The sequence below is a fragment of the Pseudomonas sp. NPDC087690 genome, from assembly GCF_044743175.1.
GTDB lineage: Bacteria > Pseudomonadota > Gammaproteobacteria > Pseudomonadales > Pseudomonadaceae > Aquipseudomonas.
Genome location: NZ_JBIUVX010000001.1, coordinates 856,945 through 875,880, shown reverse-complemented (window position 1 = coordinate 875,880; position 18,936 = coordinate 856,945). Strand labels below are relative to the sequence as shown.

The window sequence follows — 18,936 nt, the reverse complement described above, 5'->3', positions numbered from 1 at the left end:
GTCCCCGCTTCCCATGTCAGACACCCACGCCCCGATGTTTTAGTTTTTCCAGGCTGCGCGCCGCGTGCACGGACTCGCTGCTGCGCGCTCCTTTTTTCCGTATTTACAGCAGGTTACCTCATGCATTTCAGCGAACTGATGGCTGTTATTTCCACCCATGCGATCCGCCTTCAACAGGAAGATGAAGACCTGGTCATTCTGGGCAGCGACGACGCGCTGGATGACGCGTTGTGGGACAGCCTCTCGGCGCACAAGGCGCAATTGCTGGAACTGGTCGCCCAGCATGGCGGCGACTGGCTGAGCCCGGCCTTTCGCATCACCCCGGACATGCTGCCACTGGTGAACCTGGCGCAGGATGCCCTCGACCGCATCGTCGCCACAGTGCCGGCTGGTGCGGCCAACGTGCAGGACATTTATCCGCTGTCCGCATTGCAGGAGGGCATGCTGTATCACCATCTCTCGGCGGCTGCCGGTGATCCTTACATTTCCCAGGCGCGGTTCGTGTTCGACAGCCAGCAGAGGCTGGACGCCTTCGCCGACGCGTTGCGCTGGGTGGTCAAGCGTCACGACATTCTGCGCACCTCGTTTGTCTGGGAATATCTCGACGAAGCGGTGCAGGTGGTCTGGCGCGAGGCGCCGCTGGTGTGTGAGGCAATCAGCGTCGACAGCGAGCGCGATGTGCTCACGCAGTTGCTCGAGCGTCACGATCCGCAGCACTTTCGCCTCGATATGCAGCGAGCGCCGCTGCTGCGCATGGTCTATGCGCAGGATCCCGCGCAGGGCCGAGTCGTTGCGTTATTGCTGTTTCATCACATGATCATGGATCACGTCGCGCTGGATGTGCTGCGTCGGGAAATCCAGGCCTGTCTGCTCGGGCAGACTGCGCAACTGCCTGCGGCGGTGCCGTATCGCGATCATCTGGCCATGGCGCGCAGTGCCGGCAATGAGCAGGCGCAGGAAGCGTTTTTCCGCGAGATGCTCGCCGACATCGACGAGCCGACACTGCCGTGTGGTTTGCAGGATGTGCAGGGTGACGGCCACGCTATCGAGGAAGCCTCGTTGATGCTCGCCAGCCACTTGAGCCGGCAGTTGCGCGAGCAGGCGCGGCAGCTCGGCGTAAGCGTGGCAAGCCTGTTGCATCTGGCGCTGGCGCGGGTGTTGGGGCAATTGTCCGGACGCACGGCGGTGGTGTTCGGCACCGTGTTGCTGGGACGGATGGACGCGGGCGAGGGCGGCGAGCAGGCGCTGGGGATGTTCATCAATACCTTGCCGCTGCGCGTTGATGTCGGTGGGCAAAGCGTGCGCGCTGGCGTGCTGGCGACTCATCGGCGCCTGACCGCTTTACTGGCCCACGAGCAAGCTTCGCTGGCTTTGGCGCAACGTTGCAGCGCCGTCGCGGTGCCAACGCCGCTGTTCAGCGCGATTCTCAACTACCGGCACAGCAGCGTCGAAGAAGTCGCTGACGTGGTCGACATCGCCCCCGGTGTGCAGGTATTGGGTGCCCGCGAGCGCACCAACTATCCGCTGACCATCAATATCGATGACCTCGGCGTGGATTTGCGCATCACTGCGTTGGCGGATGCGGCGCTGGGTGCCACACGCGTGGCGGCTTACCTGAACACCGCGCTGGAAAGTCTGGTCGCAGCCCTGCAAAACTCGCCCGATGCAGCGTTGCATACGCTGCACATTCTGCCGCCCAGCGAACGCGAACACCTGTTGCGTGGCGCCAATCTACCGCTGACGCAGTTCCTCGAAACCCCACTGATCCACCAGCAGTTCGAAGCCCACGCACAGGCTCGACCTGACGCCACAGCACTGATGTTCAACGGGCTGGCACTCAGCTACGGCGAGCTCAATCGCCGTGCCAACCAGGTCGCCCATTACCTTCTGGCGCTGAACATTCGTCCCGATGATCGTGTGGCCATCTGCGTCGAACGCGGCCCGCAAATGATCATCGGCCTGCTCGGCGTGCTCAAGGCCGGCGCCGGTTACGTGCCGATCGATCCGGCTTATCCGCTCGACAGAATCAGTTTCACCTTGCAGGACAGCGCCCCGGTGGCGGTGCTGATGCAAGCGGCGACGCGTGATCGCGTGGCCGCTCTCGAGGTGCCGCAGATCGACCTCGACAGCGCTCACCTCAAGGCCGAACTCGACAGCAATCCGCAGATTCCCGGGCTGACCCCGGCGCATCTGGCGTATGTGATCTACACCTCCGGTTCCACCGGTTTGCCCAAAGGCGTGATGGTCGAGCACCGCAACGTGGTGCGGCTGTTTTCTGCCACCGATGACTGGTTCCAGTTCAATCAGCAAGACATTTGGGCGCTGTTCCATTCCTTCGCCTTCGACTTTTCGGTATGGGAAATCTGGGGCGCGCTGGCGTTCGGCGGGCAATTGCTGTTGATCCCGCAAGCCGTCAGCCGCTCGCCGGACGACTGTTATGCATTGCTTTGCGAAACCGGTGTGACCGTACTCAATCAGACGCCAAGCGCCTTCCGCCAACTGATCGCCGCGCAGGGTCGCAGCCAGTTGCAGCATTCCTTGCGGGAAGTGATTTTCGGTGGCGAAGCCTTGGAGCCGGGCCTGCTCAAACCGTGGTACGCGCGGGTCGGCAATGCCGGTACACGGCTGGTCAACATGTACGGCATCACTGAAACAACCGTGCACGTGACCTATCGACCGTTGCAGGCCGCCGACGCTCTGTTGGTCGGCGTCAGCCCGATTGGTGTGCGCATTCCCGACCTGCAACTGTATGTCCTCGATGCTCAGCATGAACCGGTTCCGGTCGGCGTGATCGGCGAGTTGTACGTCGGCGGCGCCGGGGTGGCGCGCGGTTATCTGAATCGTGAGGCGCTAACGAGCGAGCGCTTTATCAATGATCCGTTCAGTGAAAATGCCAATGCACGGTTATACAAAACCGGCGACCTGGCGCGTTGGGCCGCCGACGGCAGCCTCGAATACCTGGGGCGTAATGACGATCAGGTGAAAATTCGCGGTTTCCGCATTGAATTGGGCGAAATCGAAGCACGCCTGTCTGCCTGCGCAGGTGTGCGCGAAGCGGTGGTGATTGCCCGTGAGGACAGCCCCGGCGATCAGCGTCTGGTCGCCTATTGGCTGGCCGACGAAGGCGCCGCACCGGATGTCGCGCAATTGCGCGATCAACTGCTGGTGTCGCTGGCTGAGTACATGGTCCCTAGCGCCTTCGTGCGTCTGGACGCTTTGCCGCTGACCGCCAATGGCAAACTCGACCGCAAAGCCCTGCCGGCCCCGGACAGCGACGCCTTCGCCTATCGTGGTTTCGAAGCGCCGGTCGGTGCAGTGGAAAACCTGATTGCCGGGCTCTGGCAGATATTACTCGGTGTCGAGCAGGTCGGCCGCCATGACAATTTCTTCGAGCTCGGTGGTCATTCGCTGCTGGCGGTGAAGCTGATCGAGCGTATGCGCCAACAGGATTTGCATTGTGACGTGCGCGTACTGTTTGGTCAGCCAAGCGTGGCAGCGCTGGCGGCGAACTTGAACAGCGAACGTGCCATCGTCGTTCCCGACAACCTGATCGAACCGGGTTGCACGCGCATTACTCCGGCGATGCTGCCGCTGGCCAATCTCGATCAAGCCGCGATCGACCGTGTCGTTGCAACGGTGCCGGGCGGTATCGCCAATGTGCAGGACATCTATGGCCTGGCGCCATTGCAGGCAGGGATTCTCTATCACCATCTGGCGACCAGCGCCGGTGATCCGTATGTGTTGCAGGCGCAATTCGCCTTCGACGGTTTGCCACAGATCAAAGCCTTCGTTCGCGCCTTGAACGGTGTGATCAAACGCCATGACATTCTGCGCACCGGCGTGGTCTGGGAAGGGCTCGAAGAGGCCGTGCAAGTGGTCTGCCGTGAGGCGCCGCTGGCGCTGGAACGCGTCGATGCCGATGAACTCGACGGCGACGTGCTGGAGCAGATGCAGGCGCGTTTCGATCCACGCCACTACCGTCTGGACCTCAATCGCGCGCCGCTGATGCGCTTTGTCTACACCGAAGATCAGCCGCACGAGCGCTGGATCGGCATTCTTCTGCTGCACCATATCGTCCTCGATCACACGGCGCTGGAAGTGCTGATTGCGGAAATGAACGACGTCATGCTTGGCCGCAGCATCGACTTGCCGCCGCCGGTGCAATACCGCCACTTTGTCGCACAGGCGCGGCTCGGCGCCGATGATCAGGCGCACGAGGCGTTCTTCCGCGAGATGCTCGGCGACATTGACGAGCCGACCGTGGCGTTCGGTCTGCAGGACGTGCACGGCGATGGCAGCGATATCCTCGACAGTCATTTGGAACTTGATGGCGGCCTCGGCCAGCGTTTGCGCGAGCAGGCGCGGCGCTTGGGTGTCAGCGTAGCCAGTCTGGTGCACCAAGCCTGGGCTCAGGTGCTGGCGCAGGTTTCCGGTCAGCAGGACGTGGTGTTCGGCACCGTATTACTCGGGCGTATGCAGGGCGGAGAGGGCGCTGATCGGGCGTTGGGCATGTTCATCAACACCTTGCCGCTGCGCGTCAGCGTCGGTGTCGAGACGGTGGAGAGCGGCGTGCGTGGCACCCATGCGCGCCTGGCGCAGTTGCTCGGTCATGAGCAAGCCTCGCTGGCACTGGCCCAGCGTTGCAGCGGTATCGCCGGTTCGCAGACGCTGTTCAGCACCTTGCTCAACTACCGCCACAGTGCGCCGGAATCGGCCGCGGTAGCGTGGGACGGCGTGCAGATTCTTAGCTCGCGTGAACGCAGCAACTATCCGTTGGTGGTCAGCGTCGACGACCTCGGCGAAGGTTTCCGCTTGAGCGTACAAGCCGTGCCGCAAGTAGACGGCGCGCGGGTTTGTGATTACCTGCAAACCGCGTTGCACAGTCTGGTCACGGCACTTGAATACACGCCGACGGCGCCGTTGCAGCAACTGACGATCGTGTCGCCAAGCGAACGCCAACGGGTGCTGGTCGGCTTCAATATCAGCGGTCGTGAATACCCGCCCGCGCAGACCGTACCGCGTCTGTTCGAAGCGCAAGTCGCGGCGCGGCCCGAGGCGCTGGCGGTGGTGCAGGGCGAGCAACAGTTCAGCTACCGCGAACTGAATCAGCGCGCCAATCGCCTCGCCCATCACCTGACCGGCCTCGGCGTGCAGGTCGATGACCGTGTTGCGCTGTGCCTGCGTCGCGGCCCGGACATGCTCGTTGCGCTGCTGGCGATTCTCAAGGCCGGCGCCGGTTATGTGCCGATTGATCCTGAATACCCGGCTGAACGCATCGCCTACCTGTTGCAGGACAGCGACCCGATCGCGGTGCTGGCGCAGGCCTCGACGCGCGACCTGCTTGGCGCTGTACCCGTGATCGATCTCGACGCCAACGACTGGCGGCACTTGCCTGACACCAACCCGGCCCTGTCGAGGCTGACTCCGGCGAATCTGGCCTACGTGATCTACACCTCGGGTTCTACCGGGCAACCGAAAGGCGTGATGGTCGAGCACCGCACCCTGGAAAACCTCGTGCACTGGCACGCCGAAGCTTTCGATCTGCACGCCGGCAGCCACACCGCCAGCGTCGCCGGTTGCGGTTTCGATGCCATGGCCTGGGAAGTCTGGCCGGCGTTGTGCGTCGGCGCGACTTTGCATCTGCCACCGTCATCGATCAAAAACGAACACCTCGATGAACTGCTCGAATGGTGGCGCGCGCAGCCGTTGCAGGTGAGTTTTCTGCCGACCCCGGTGGCCGAATATGCCTTCAGTCGTGAATTGGGCCATCCGACCCTGCGCACATTGCTGATCGGTGGCGATAAATTGCGCCAGTTCCCGCGAGATCAGACGTTCGATGTGATCAACAACTACGGCCCGACCGAAGCCACGGTGGTGGCGACGTCCGGGCGCATCGAACCCGGGCAGGTTCTGCACATCGGCCGGCCGATTGCCAATGCGCGGGTTTATCTGTTGGACCGTCAGCAACAACCCGTGCCGAGCGGTGTGCAGGGCGATTTGTATGTCGGCGGCGCCGGAGTTGCGCGCGGCTATCTGCATCGCCCGGAACTGACCGCTGCGCAGTTCCTCGACGATCCGTTCAGCGACGAGCCGCACGCGCGGATGTACCGCACCGGCGACCTCGCGCGCTGGCTGGACGACGGCAATATCGAATACCTGGGACGCAACGACGATCAGGTGAAACTGCGCGGTGTACGGATTGAGCTGGGCGAAATCGAGGCGGCGCTGAGCGCACATGATGCGATCCGCGAATGCGTGGTGCTGGTGCGCGACGGACGCTTGCTCGCCTGGTTCACTGAAATCGCGTCGGTCGAGATCAGCGCCTTGCACCAGCACCTGCAAGCGCGACTGCCGGACACTTTATTGCCCGCGGCTTACGTGCGCCTGGGCAGCCTGCCGCTGACCGCCCACGGCAAACTCGACCGCAAGGCCTTGCCCGAGCCGGATCAGGACGCGTGGCTCAGCCGTGCATATGAAGCGCCACAAGGCCCGGTCGAAAAAGCGTTGGCGCAGATCTGGGTCGACGTACTCAACATCGAACAGATCGGTCGTCACGACAATTTCTTCGAACTCGGCGGCCATTCGCTGCTGGCGGTGAGCCTGATCGAGCGCATGCGTCAGGCCGGTCTGAGCGCCGATGTGCGGGTGCTGTTCAACCAGCCGAGTCTGGCCGCGCTGGCGCGGGCCTTGGGCAGTGGTCGGGAAATCGCAGTGCCGGTCAACCTGATTGCGGCCGATTGCACACACATCACCCCGGACATGTTGACCCTGACCACACTGGATCAGGCCAGCATTGATCGTATCGTCGCGACGGTACCGGGTGGCGCCGCCAATGTGCAGGATATCTACCCGCTGGCACCGTTGCAGGAAGGCATTCTTTATCACCATTTGAGTGCCGAGCAGGGCGATCCGTACCTGCTGCAATCGCGTCTGGCCTTCGACAGCCTCGAACGTTTGCAGACTTTCACCGCACACTTGCAGCAGGTCATCGCCCGTCACGACATTCTGCGCACCAGCGTGGTCTGGGAAGGCCTGCCCAACCCGCAGCAGGTGGTCTGGCGTGAGGCGCAGATGGTCGTGCAGCAAGTGGGGCTGGATGCGCAGGACGGCGACATTCTCGAACAGTTGCACGCACGTTTCGATGCACGGCATTACCGCCTCGACCTGAATCAGGCACCGCTGATCCGCATGGTCTACGCCGAAGATCCGTTGCAGCAGCAAGTGGTCGCCATCGTGCTGTTCCATCACTCGATTCTCGACCACACCGCGATGGAAGTGATCGGCCGGGAAATGCACGCGTTGATGTTCGATCAACTCGACACGCTGACGCCGCCGATGCCTTACCGCAATTACGTGGCGCAAGCACGTCTGGGCGCTGATGAGCAGGAGCACGAAGCGTTCTTCCGCGAGATGCTCGGCGATATCGATGAGCCGAGCTTGCCCTTCGGCCTGCAGGATGTTCAGGGCGACGGGCGTGGCATCGAAGAAGCGCTGCAGCCGGTCGATGCCGCGCTCAATCTGCGTTTGCGTGAACAGGCCCGGCAATTGGGCGTCAGCCCGGCGAGCCTGATGCACATGGCCTGGGCGCAGGTGCTGGGCGTGGTCTGCGGGCGCCGCGACGTGGTCTTCGGCACTGTGTTGATGGGGCGGATGCAGGGCGGCGAGGGCGCCGACCGCACGCTCGGGGTATTCATCAACACCTTGCCGCTGCGCGTCGATCTCGCTGAAGGCGTGCGCGCCGGGGTGAAAACCACGCACGCGCGGCTGACGGCGCTGCTCGGCCATGAGCACGCCTCGTTGGCGCTGGCGCAGCGCTGCAGCGCCATGACCGGTTCGACGCCGCTGTTCAGCGCGTTGCTCAACTATCGACACAGTGCCGCCGAGCAGCAGCCGCACGACGGCCAGGGCATCTGGCAAGGCGTGCGCATGCTCGGCGGCGAGGAACGCAGCAATTATCCGCTGACCCTGTCGGTCGATGATCTGGGCGAAGCCTTCGCCCTCAATGTGCTCGCGGTCGCAGAGATCGGCGCGCAACGGATTTGCAGTTACATGCACACCGCACTCGAACATCTGGTGACGGCACTGGAGCAGGCGCCGCAACGTCCGCTCAACCGTTTGCCGGTGCTTTCGGTGGCGGAATACGAACACTTGCTGGTCGGCTTCAACCAGCACTCAGCGGCCTATCCGCGTGGCGCGACGATTCAGCGCTTGGTCGAGGCGCAGGCCGAGCAGCAGCCGCATGCACTGGCAGTTGTTCAAGGCACGCAGCACCTGACCTACGCGCAGCTCAACCAGCGGGCCAATCGCCTGGCCCATCACTTGCTCGGGCTCGGCGTGCAACCCGACGACCGCGTCGCGGTGTGCCTGCGCCGCAGCCCGGACATGCTCGTCGCGTTGCTGGCGATCCTCAAGGCCGGCGCCGGTTATGTGCCGGTCGATCCGGCGTATCCGGCAGAACGCATCGCCTATCTGTTGCAGGACAGCGCGCCGATGGCGGTGCTGTCGCAGGCGTCGACGGCTGATTTGCTTGACGCCGTGCCGCTGATTGATCTGGACCATCCCACTTGGCAGCACTTGTCCGAGAGCAATCCGCAACTGCCGACGCTGACGCCAGCGCACCTTGCCTACGTGATCTACACCTCCGGCTCCACCGGCCAGCCGAAGGGCGTGATGGTCGAACACGCGACGCTGGAAAACCTCGTGCACTGGCACTGCGAGGCCTTTGACCTGCGCACCGGCAGCAACACGTCGAGCGTCGCCGGATTCGGGTTTGACGCCATGGCGTGGGAGGTCTGGCCGGCGTTGTGTGTCGGCGCGACCCTGCACCTGCCGCCGCAGTCGGTAAGCAACGAGCATCTCGACGAGTTGTTGGCGTGGTGGCGTGCGCAGCCGTTGCAGGTGAGTTTCCTGCCGACGCCGGTGGCCGAATATGCGTTCAGTCGCGACCTCGGCCATCCGACTTTGCGCACGCTGTTGATCGGTGGCGACAAGCTGCGGCAGTTGCCGCGTGAGCAGATCTTCGCGGTGATCAATAACTATGGCCCGACCGAAGCCACGGTGGTTGCCACCTCCGGCGCGGTCGAGGCCGGGCAAGTGCTGCATATCGGTCGGCCAATGGCCAACGCGAAGGTTTACCTGCTTGACGACCAGCAGCGCCCCGTCCCGGTCGGCGTCGCTGGTGAGTTGTATGTCGGCGGCGCCGGTGTGGCACGCGGGTATCTGCATCGCCCCGAGCTGACTGCCGAGCGCTTCCTCGACGACCCGTTCAGCGACGAACCGCAGGCGCGCATGTACCGCACCGGCGACCTCGCACGCTGGCTCGCTGACGGCACCGTTGAATACCTGGGGCGTAACGATGATCAGGTCAAGTTGCGTGGCGTGCGCATCGAACCGGGTGAAATCGAAGCGGCGTTGAGCGCTCACGAGGCCGTGCAGGATTGCGTGGTGCTGGTGCGCGACGGCCAGTTGCTCGCATGGTTTACCGAACGCCTGAGCGTCGAGATCGAGGATTTGCGCAGCCATCTGCAAGCGCAGTTGCCGCAAGCCCTGGTGCCTGCCGCTTACGTGCGCCTGCGAGCACTGCCGCTGACCGCCAACGGCAAACTCGACCGCAAGGCGTTGCCGGAGCCGGATCAAACGGCGTGGCTGAGCCGCGAATATGCCGCGCCGCAAGGTGCGGTGGAAATCGCGCTGGCGCAGATCTGGTCCGAAGTCCTCAACGTCGAGCAGGTTGGCCGTCACGACAACTTCTTCGAACTCGGCGGGCATTCGTTGCTGGCGGTGACGTTGATCGAACGCATGCGCCAGGTCGATCTGAGCACCGACGTGCGCGTGTTGTTCAGCCAGCCGACTCTGGCCGCGCTGGCGGCATCGGTGGGCAGTGGCCGCGAGGTTGCAGTGCCGGATAATCTGATTCCGGCCGATTGCACGCACATCACTGCGGACATGCTGCCGCTGGTGCAACTGGATCAGGCCAGTGTCGAGCGCATCGTTGCGACCGTGCCGGGCGGCGCGGCCAATGTGCAGGATATTTACCCGCTGGCACCGTTGCAGGAGGGAATTCTGTATCACCACCTCAGCGCCGCGCAGGGCGATCCGTACCTGCTGCAATCGTGCCTGGCGTTCGACAGCCTCGAGCGTTTTCAAGGGTTCGCGGCGGCGCTGCGTCAGGTCATGACGCGTCACGACATCCTGCGCACGTCGATTGTCTGGCAAGGGCTCGCGGCGCCGGTGCAAGTGGTCTGGCGCCATGCCGAGCTACCGGTCCAAGCCGTGGCGTTGGCGCCCACGCAGGGTGAAGCCATCGATCAGTTGCGTGCGCGCTTCGATGCGCGGCACTGGCGAATGGACTTGGATCAGGCACCGCTGCTGCGTCTGGTGTATGCCCTCGACGCGGACCATCAGCGCGTCGTCGCCATGCTGTTGTTCCACCACATCGCCATGGACCACACCGCGTTGGCGGTGGTCAGTGAAGAAATGCAGGCGATTCTGCGCGGCGATGAGCGATTGCCGGAGGCCGCCGTTCCGTACCGCAATTATGTCGCGCAGACCCGCCTTGGCATCAGCGAGCAAGAGCACGAAGTGTTCTTCCGCGAAATGCTCGGCGACATCGACGAACCGACACTGCCGTTCGGTTTGCAGGACGTGCACGGCGACGGCAATGACATCGAGGAAGTCAGCCAAGCGCTGCCCGCCGTGGTGGCGCAGCGTTTGCGCAGTCAGGCGCGCTTGCTCGGCGTCAGCGTCGCCAGCCTGTTCCATCTCGCCTGGGCGCGGGTGCTGGCGGCAACGTCCGGCCAGGAACGGGTGGTGTTCGGCACGGTGCTGCTTGGCCGCATGCAGGGCGGGGCGGGCGCGGATCGCGGGTTGGGCATGTTCATCAACACCTTGCCATTGCGCGTGGATGTCGATGAGTCCGACGTGCGCGCCGGAGTCAAGGCGACCCATGCGCGGCTCAGTGCGCTGTTGGCTCACGAACATGCGTCGCTGGCGTTGGCCCAGCGTTGCAGCGGTGTCGCCGCGCCGTCGCCGTTGTTCAGCGCAATGCTCAACTATCGGCACAGCGACAGTGAGGCCCGTCAGAACGCCAAGCGTGAATCCTGGCAGGGCATCGAATCCCTGGCCGGCGAGGAGCGCACCAATTACCCGTTGACCCTCAACGTCGACGATCTGGGCAGTGGCTTCCAACTGACGGTGATGACCCCATCGCGCATCGGTGCGGCACGTATCGGCCAGTTCATGCAGAACGCGCTGATCGCGCTGGTTGCAGCGTTGCAGCACACCCCCCAGCAACCGCTGAACCGCCTGACGGTGTTGCCGGAGGAGGAGCGGCAGGCGTTGCTGTTCGGCCGCAACGACACCGCCGTCGATTACGATTTGCAGCAGACGCTTCATGGCTTGTTCGAGGCGCAGGTGCAGCGTACGCCGGAGGCTGTGGCTATCGTTGCCGGCGAACAGGCATTGAGCTATACGCAACTGAATGAACGCGCCAACCGCTTGGCCCGGCACTTGATCAGCCTCGGCGTGCAAGTGGATGCACGGGTGGCGATCTGCGTCGAACGCAGTCTGGAAATGGTCATCGGTCTGCTGGCGATCAACAAGGCCGGCGCCGGTTATGTGCCGCTCGACCCGGCCTATCCACCGGAACGTCTGGCCTACATGCTTGAGGACAGCGCGCCGGCCGTGGTGCTGGTGCACCGGGCGACCCGCGAGTTGCTGGCAGACATCTCGGCACCGATGATTGATCTCGACCAGAACACCTGGCAATCGCTGTCTGCCGACAATCCGAAGATCCCGGATCTGACGCCGCAACACAGCGCCTACGTGATCTACACCTCCGGCTCGACCGGCCAGCCCAAAGGCGTGGTCAACGAACATGCCGGTGTGGCCAACCGCTTGTTGTGGATGCAGGACGCTTATCGCCTGACGGCTGCCGATTCGGTGTTGCAGAAAACCCCGTTCAGTTTCGACGTGTCGGTTTGGGAGTTCTTCTGGCCGTTGATGACCGGCGCGCGACTGGTCATGGCGCGGCCCGACGGGCACAAGGATCCGCAATACCTGAGCGAAGTGATCGAGCGTGAACACATCACCACGCTGCACTTTGTGCCGTCGATGCTCGACGTGTTCCTCGCCAACAGCGACACCGCGCGCTGCGACGGCGTGCGTCGGGTGATGTGCAGCGGTGAGGCGCTGCCGGGCAGTCTGGTGCGGCGTTTCAAACTCCAGTTAACGGGCAGCGAGTTGCATAACCTCTACGGCCCGACTGAAGCCGCCGTCGATGTCACTGCGTGGAACTGCGCCGGGCCTATCGAACAGACTCCGGACAACACGCCGATCGGCAAACCGATCGCCAACACCCGCCTGTACATCCTCGATGCGCAACAGCAACCGGTGCCGCAAGGCGTAGTCGGTGAGTTGTACATCGGCGGCGTGCAGGTGGCGCGGGGGTATCTGAACCGACCTGAGCTGAATGCCGAGCGCTTCCTCGACGATCCGTTCCAGCCGAGCGGGCGGATGTATCGCACCGGTGACGTCGCGCGCTATCGGGCGGACGGCAGCATCGAGTACCTGGGTCGTAACGACGATCAGGTGAAGATCCGTGGCTTGCGCATTGAACTGGGCGAAATTCAGGCACGGCTTGCCCGGATCGAAGGTGTGCAGGAGGCCGTGGTGGTCGCCCGCGAAGACGTGCCGGGCGACAAACGTCTGGTCGCGTATTACACCGGTGAACGGCTGGAAATCGACGTATTGCGCAGTCATTTGCTCGAGCACTTGCCGGATTACATGGTGCCTGCCGTGTTCGTGCATATAGACGCTTTGCCGCTGAGCCCCAACGGCAAACTCGACCGCAAAGCACTGCCGGCGCCGGATCAGCAATCGCTGAAAGCACGCGAATACGAAGCCCCGGTCGGTGAAGTCGAAATCACCCTCGCACGGCTCTGGGCCGAACTGCTCAACGTTGAACGGGTAGGGCGTCACGACCACTTTTTTGAGCTGGGCGGTCACTCGCTGCTGGCGGTCAGTCTGATCGGCCGGCTGCGTCAGGAAGGCATGGAGGCCGACGTCAGGGCGTTGTTCGAACAACCGACCCTGGCCGGCTACGCCGCAATTACGGAAAGAATGGAGATCGTCCTGTGAATGTGCTCGAACTGTTGGCAACCCTGAAGGCAAAAGACATTCAGTTGGCGGTGACCGATGAGCAATTGCGCGTCAATGGCAACAAACAGGCGTTGAGCGATACGGCGCTGCTGGCCGCGTTGCGCGAGCACAAACCGGCCCTGATCGAACTGATCAAGGCCGGGCAATACTCGGCCAGCCGGGTCGGCCAGATCGACGTGCCGGCCAACGGCATCCTTCCCGGCAGCACGCGAATCACGCCAGCGATGGTGACCCTGGCTGAAGTCGATCAGCCAACCCTCGACCGCTTGATCGCCGACGTACCGGGTGGCGCCGCCAATGTCCAGGACATCTACCCGCTGGCGCCATTGCAGGAAGGCATTCTCTATCACCATGCGAGCAACGAGCAGGGCGATCCGTACGTCATGCAATCGTACTTCGCGTTCAGCAGCCGTGAGCGTTTGCAGGATTTCGCTCAAGCCTTGCAAAAGGTCATCGATCGCCACGACATCCTGCGCACGGCGGTGCATTGGGAAGGGCTGGACGTGCCGCTGCAAGTGGTCTGGCGCCAAGCGCAGCTGCCAATGGAAGAAGTTGTGGTGCAAGACGGCGAAAGCGCTGTGCTGCAGCAATTGCACGAGCGCTTCGATGCGCGGCATTTCCGTCTCGACGTCAAGCACGCACCGATGATGCGTCTGGCCTATGCATGGGATGAGGCCGGTCAGCGCGTAGTCGCAACATTACTCTTCCATCACATGGCCCTGGACCACTCGGCGCTCGACGTGGTGCGTCACGAACTGTTCGCCTGCCTCACCGGTCAGGACGAATTGCTAGGACGGCCGGTGCCATTTCGCAATTACGTCGCGCAAGCACGGCTGGGCATCAGCGAAGCCGAGCACGAGGCGTTTTTCCGCGAGATGCTCGCGGACATTGCCGAGCCGACGTTGCCCTATGGCTTGCAGGATGTGCAGGGCGACGGCCTCGGTATCGCCGAGCTGAGCCTGCCGGTCGATCCGCTGCTCGGCCAGCGTCTGCGCGCGCAGGCTCGGCAGCTTGGCGTGAGTGCCGCGAGCTTGTTCCATCTGGGCTGGGCGCAGGTGTTGGCGGTGGTCACCGGCAAGCAGAATGTGGTCTTCGGTACGGTACTAATGGGGCGCATGCAAGGCGCCGAAGCCACCGAACGGGCGCTGGGGATCTTCATCAACACCTTGCCGCTGCGGGTCGATGTCGATGCGCAAGGCGTGCGCGCGGCGGTGGAGGCGACCCACAAACGCCTGACCACGCTGATGCGTCACGAACACGCGCCGCTGGCACTGGCCCAGCGTTGCAGCGGCGTGGTCGCGCCGACGCCGTTGTTCAGTGCCTTGCTCAATTACCGTCACAGCCACACGGCGGCGACCGCGAGTGCCGAGACCCTGGCTGCCTGGGAAGGCATCAGCACGATCAGCTCCGAAGAACGCACCAACTACCCACTGACCCTGAGCGTCGATGATTTCGGCGATGCGTTCAGCCTGACATTACTGGCCACTACCGAGGTCGAACCACAGCGCCTCTGCGGTTACCTGCACTGCGCCCTGGAAAGTCTGGTACTCGCGCTGGAACAGGCGCCGGACACCGCGCTCAATCAACTGCCGATTCTGCCGGCAGCAGAGCGCGAGCAGGTGCTGCGGGCATTCAATGCCAGCCACGCCGACTTCCCGGCAACGTTGACCATTGCCCAACGCTTCGAGGCGCAAGTGGCGCAGCGGCCGGAAGCCGTGGCCGCGCAATACCTCGGTGAGCAACTGAGCTATGCCGAACTCAACCGGCATGCCAACGCGCTGGCCCATCATTTGATCGCGCTCGGGGTGAAGCCCGACGATCGCGTCGCCATCGTCGCCCGCCGAGGCCTCGATACGCTGGTCGGGCTGGTGGCGATTCTCAAGGCGGGCGCCGGTTATGTGCCGGTCGACCCGGCGCACCCGGCCGAGCGTCTGCACTATTTGCTCAGCGATAGCGCCCCTGTCGCCGTGCTGATTCAGAACACTTTGCGTGAGCGTCTGCCGGCGCTGACGGTGCCGGTGATCGATCTCGACCCGTTGACCTGGCCGCTCAGCGAGACCCTTGACCCGCAGGTGCCGGGCCTGACCGCCGCCCATCTGGCCTACGTGATCTACACCTCCGGCTCCACCGGCCTGCCCAAAGGCGTGATGGTCGAACACCGCACCTTGTCGAATCTGGTCGATTGGCATTGCAGTGCATTTGATCTGTGCGCCGGTCGCCACACTTCAAGCCTTGCCGGCTTCGGTTTCGACGCCATGGCCTGGGAGGTCTGGCCGGCATTGTGCGCTGGCGCGACCCTGCACCTGGCACCGACTCACGAAGGCAGCGAAGATATCGATGCATTGCTCGACTGGTGGCGCGCGCAGCCACTGGACGTGAGTTTTCTGCCGACGCCCGTGGCCGAATACGCCTTCAGCCAGAACCTCGAACACTCGACGCTGCGCACACTGCTGATTGGTGGCGACCGCTTGCGCCAGTTCAGCCGCAACCAGCAGTTCGACGTGATCAACAACTACGGCCCGACCGAAGCCACCGTGGTCGCGACCTCCGGGCGAATCGAGGCGGGTGACGCTTTGCATATCGGCAAACCGGTGGCCAATGCCACGGTGTACCTGCTCGATGAACAGCAGCGTCCGGTGCCGATTGGCGTCATGGGTGAGTTGTACGTGGGAGGCGCCGGGGTCGCGCGTGGTTATTTGAATCGCGCCGAGCTGAGCGCCGAACGCTTCCTTCATGACCCGTTCAGCACTTCGCTGAATGCGCGCATGTATCGCACCGGCGACCTCGCACGCTGGCGCGCCGACGGCACGATTGACTACCTGGGGCGTAACGACGATCAGGTGAAAATCCGCGGCGTACGCATCGAGCTTGGCGAAATCGAAACCCGCCTCAATCAGTTGCCCGGCATTCAGGAAGCCGTGTTGCTGGCGCGTGAAGATGAACCGGGCCAGCCGCGACTGGTGGCGTATTTCACCGAGCAGAGCCAGGTCGAACCGCTGGCCGTGGCCGAGCTGCGCGCGCATCTGTTGACCCAGTTGCCGGACTACATGGTGCCGATGGCCTTCGTCAAACTAGACGCACTGCCGTTGACCGCCAATGGCAAGGTCGACCGCAAGGCCCTGCCAAAACCCGAGCGCGCGGCGTTGTTTACCCGCGAATACGAAGCACCGCACAACGAGCTGGAAAGCGCCTTGGCGCAGATCTGGGCACAGGTGCTGCACGTCGAGCGAGTAGGGCGTCAGGATCACTTCTTCGAACTTGGCGGCCATTCACTGTTGGCGATGCGCATGGTGTCCCAGGTTCGCCAGCGTCTGGGCGTGGAACTGGCGCTGAGCGATCTGTTTGCCAACGCCGAACTGGCAGCGGTCGCCGAGGCCGTGGCACAGGCCGGGCGCAGCACGCAACCGGAGATTGTCGCGGTGGCCCGAGACGGCGCCTTGCCGCTGTCGTTCGCTCAGCAGCGCTTATGGTTTCTCGCACAAATGGAAGGCGCCAATACTGCGTACAACATTCCCATCGGCCTGCGTCTGCGTGGGCAATTGAATGAACAAGCGCTGCAACAAGCCTTGGCGCGCATTGTCGCGCGGCATGAAACCCTGCGCAGCCGTTTCGCCCAGTACAACGATGCAGCGCAAGTGCTGATCGCCCCGGTCGACAGCGGTCTGCTGCTGCGCGTTGAAGACCTGCGCCAGCTCCCGCAAGCCGACGAGACCTTAGCGGCACTGATTCAGGGTGAAGCCTCGGGGCCGTTCGATTTACAGGACGATGCGCTGATTCGCGGACGGCTGGTGCGGCTGGCCGACGATCATCATGTGCTGTTGCTGACCCTCCATCACATCATCTCCGATGGCTGGTCGATGGGGATTTTGACCCGTGAGCTGATGGCGCTGTATCAGGCCTTCAGCCACGGCCAGCCTGATCCGCTACCGCCGCTGGCGCTGCAATACAGCGATTACGCGGTGTGGCAGCGGCGCTGGCTCAGCGGTGAGGTGCTGCAGCGCCAAAGTGAATACTGGCACCAGACCCTGGCCGGCGCGCCGGCGCTGTTGACGTTGCCGACTGACCGCGTGCGCCCGGCGCAGCAGGATTACGCCGGCAGTACCGTCGACGTGGTGCTCGACGAACGCTTGAGTGCCGGGCTCAAGGCCTTGGCCCAGCGTCACGGCGTGACCATGTACATGCTCATGCTCAGTGCCTGGGCGAGTCTGTTGAGTCGTTTGTCCGGACAATCCGAGGTGGTCATCGGTTCGCCGGTGGCCAACCGCACGCGGGCCGAGATCGAAGGCCTGATCGGCATGTTCGTCAACACGCTGGCCTTGCGTATCGATACCTCGGGCGAGTTGAGCAGCGAAGCGCTACTGGCGCAGGTCAAAGCGCGGACGCTGGATGCGCAGGCGCACCAGGACCTGCCGTTCGAACAAGTGGTGGAAATCACCAAGCCTGCGCGGAGCATGGCGCACAGTCCGTTGTTTCAGGTGATGTTCAGTTGGGACAGCGGCCATGGCGCCAGTCTGAGTCTCGGCGACCTGACCCTGCAAAGCGTCGCCGAACCGAGCCACTTCGCCAAATTCGATCTGTCGCTGACGCTGGCAGACGCGCCGGGCGGGATTCGTGGTGTGCTGGAGTACGCGATTGCCCTGTTCGATGAGTCGACGATTCAGCGTTACGTCGGCTACTTCCAGCGACTGTTGCAGGCCATGGTCAGCAACGATCAAGCGGTACTGGAGCAGGTGGCATTGCTGGACGACGACGAACGTCAGCATCTGCTGGTTGATCTGAACGCAAGCGCCGTCAAACACGATCTTGAGCAGACCGTTCACGGCCGCTTCGAAGCGCAGGTCTTGCGCACGCCCGACGCTGACGCTGTGGTGGCCGGTCAGCAGCGTTTGAGCTACGCCGAGTTGAACCGCCGCGCCAACCGCCTCGCGCATCACTTGCGCCAGTGCGGCGTGGGCTGCGATTCGCGGGTGGCAATCTGCGTCGAGCGCGGGCCTGAGCTGCTGGTCGGTCTGCTGGCGATTCTCAAGGCTGGCGGCGCTTATGTGCCGCTGGACCCGGGATATCCCGCCGAGCGTCTGGCTTACATGCTCGAGGACAGCGCGCCCGTGTCGGTGCTGGTGCATGCACCGACGCGTGCGCTGATCGGCGAGTGGGCCGGCGTGTTGGTCGATTTCGACCAGTGCACCTGGCGAGACCTTGCGCAAAGCAATCCGCAGGTACCGGGTCTGAGTGCCGCGAACCTGGCTTATGTGATTTACACCTCCGGTTCCACCGGCACCCCGAAAGGCGTGATGGTCGAGCACCGCAACCTGGGCAATTTGCTGCACTGGAGCGCCAGCCTGTGTCCGCTGGCGACCGGCGCTGCGCTGTTGCAGAAAACCCCGTTGAGTTTCGATGCTTCCGTCTGGGAGCTGTTCTGGCCGTTGACCTGCGGCATGCGCCTGGTCCTCGCCGGCCCGGACGATCATCGTGATCCCGCCGCGCTGGTGCAGCTGATTCGTCAGCAACAAATCAATGTCATCCAGTTCGTACCGGCGCTGTTGCAGCAATTCCTTGAAGTGGAGGAGGTCGGCGAGTGCCGTAGCCTTAGCGATGTGTTCTGCGGCGGCGGTGAGCTGACTGGTGCGTTGGTGCGCAGCGTCCGCGAGCGTCTGCCGCAGGTGCGCCTGCACAACGTTTATGGCCCGACCGAAGCCACCGTCGACAGCACGGTGTGGACGCTGGAGCCTGATTCGCCGGTTCTGGAAAGCACGCCGCCGATTGGTAAACCGTTGTGCA

General features: G+C 63.4%; 2 protein-coding genes (1 of these 2 only partly in view). Both read left to right on the top strand.

Annotation, left to right across the window (positions count from 1 at the left end; genetic code table 11):
* Positions 1–120 precede the first annotated feature (120 nt).
* Positions 121–13,137 carry an amino acid adenylation domain-containing protein gene (locus ACIPIZ_RS03920; RefSeq protein ID WP_401164120.1) on the top strand — a complete coding sequence of 4,339 codons (13,017 nt, stop codon included), beginning with the start codon at positions 121–123 and terminating at the stop codon, positions 13,135–13,137.
* Positions 13,134–18,936: the 5' end (the start) of a non-ribosomal peptide synthase/polyketide synthase gene (locus ACIPIZ_RS03915; protein WP_401164117.1), read on the top strand. Its footprint extends 12,041 nt past the window's final position; the window shows 5,803 of its 17,844 coding nt (coding positions 1–5,803); its start codon is at positions 13,134–13,136; the stop codon falls past the right edge of the window. The genes ACIPIZ_RS03920 and ACIPIZ_RS03915 overlap by 4 nt, the downstream gene beginning before the upstream one ends.

Bases quoted from the DNA above. Each gene is read 5' to 3' on its own strand.
- ACIPIZ_RS03920 (WP_401164120.1), top strand. From the start codon at position 121: ATGCATTTCAGCGAACTGATGGCTGTTATTTCCACCCATGCGATCCGC.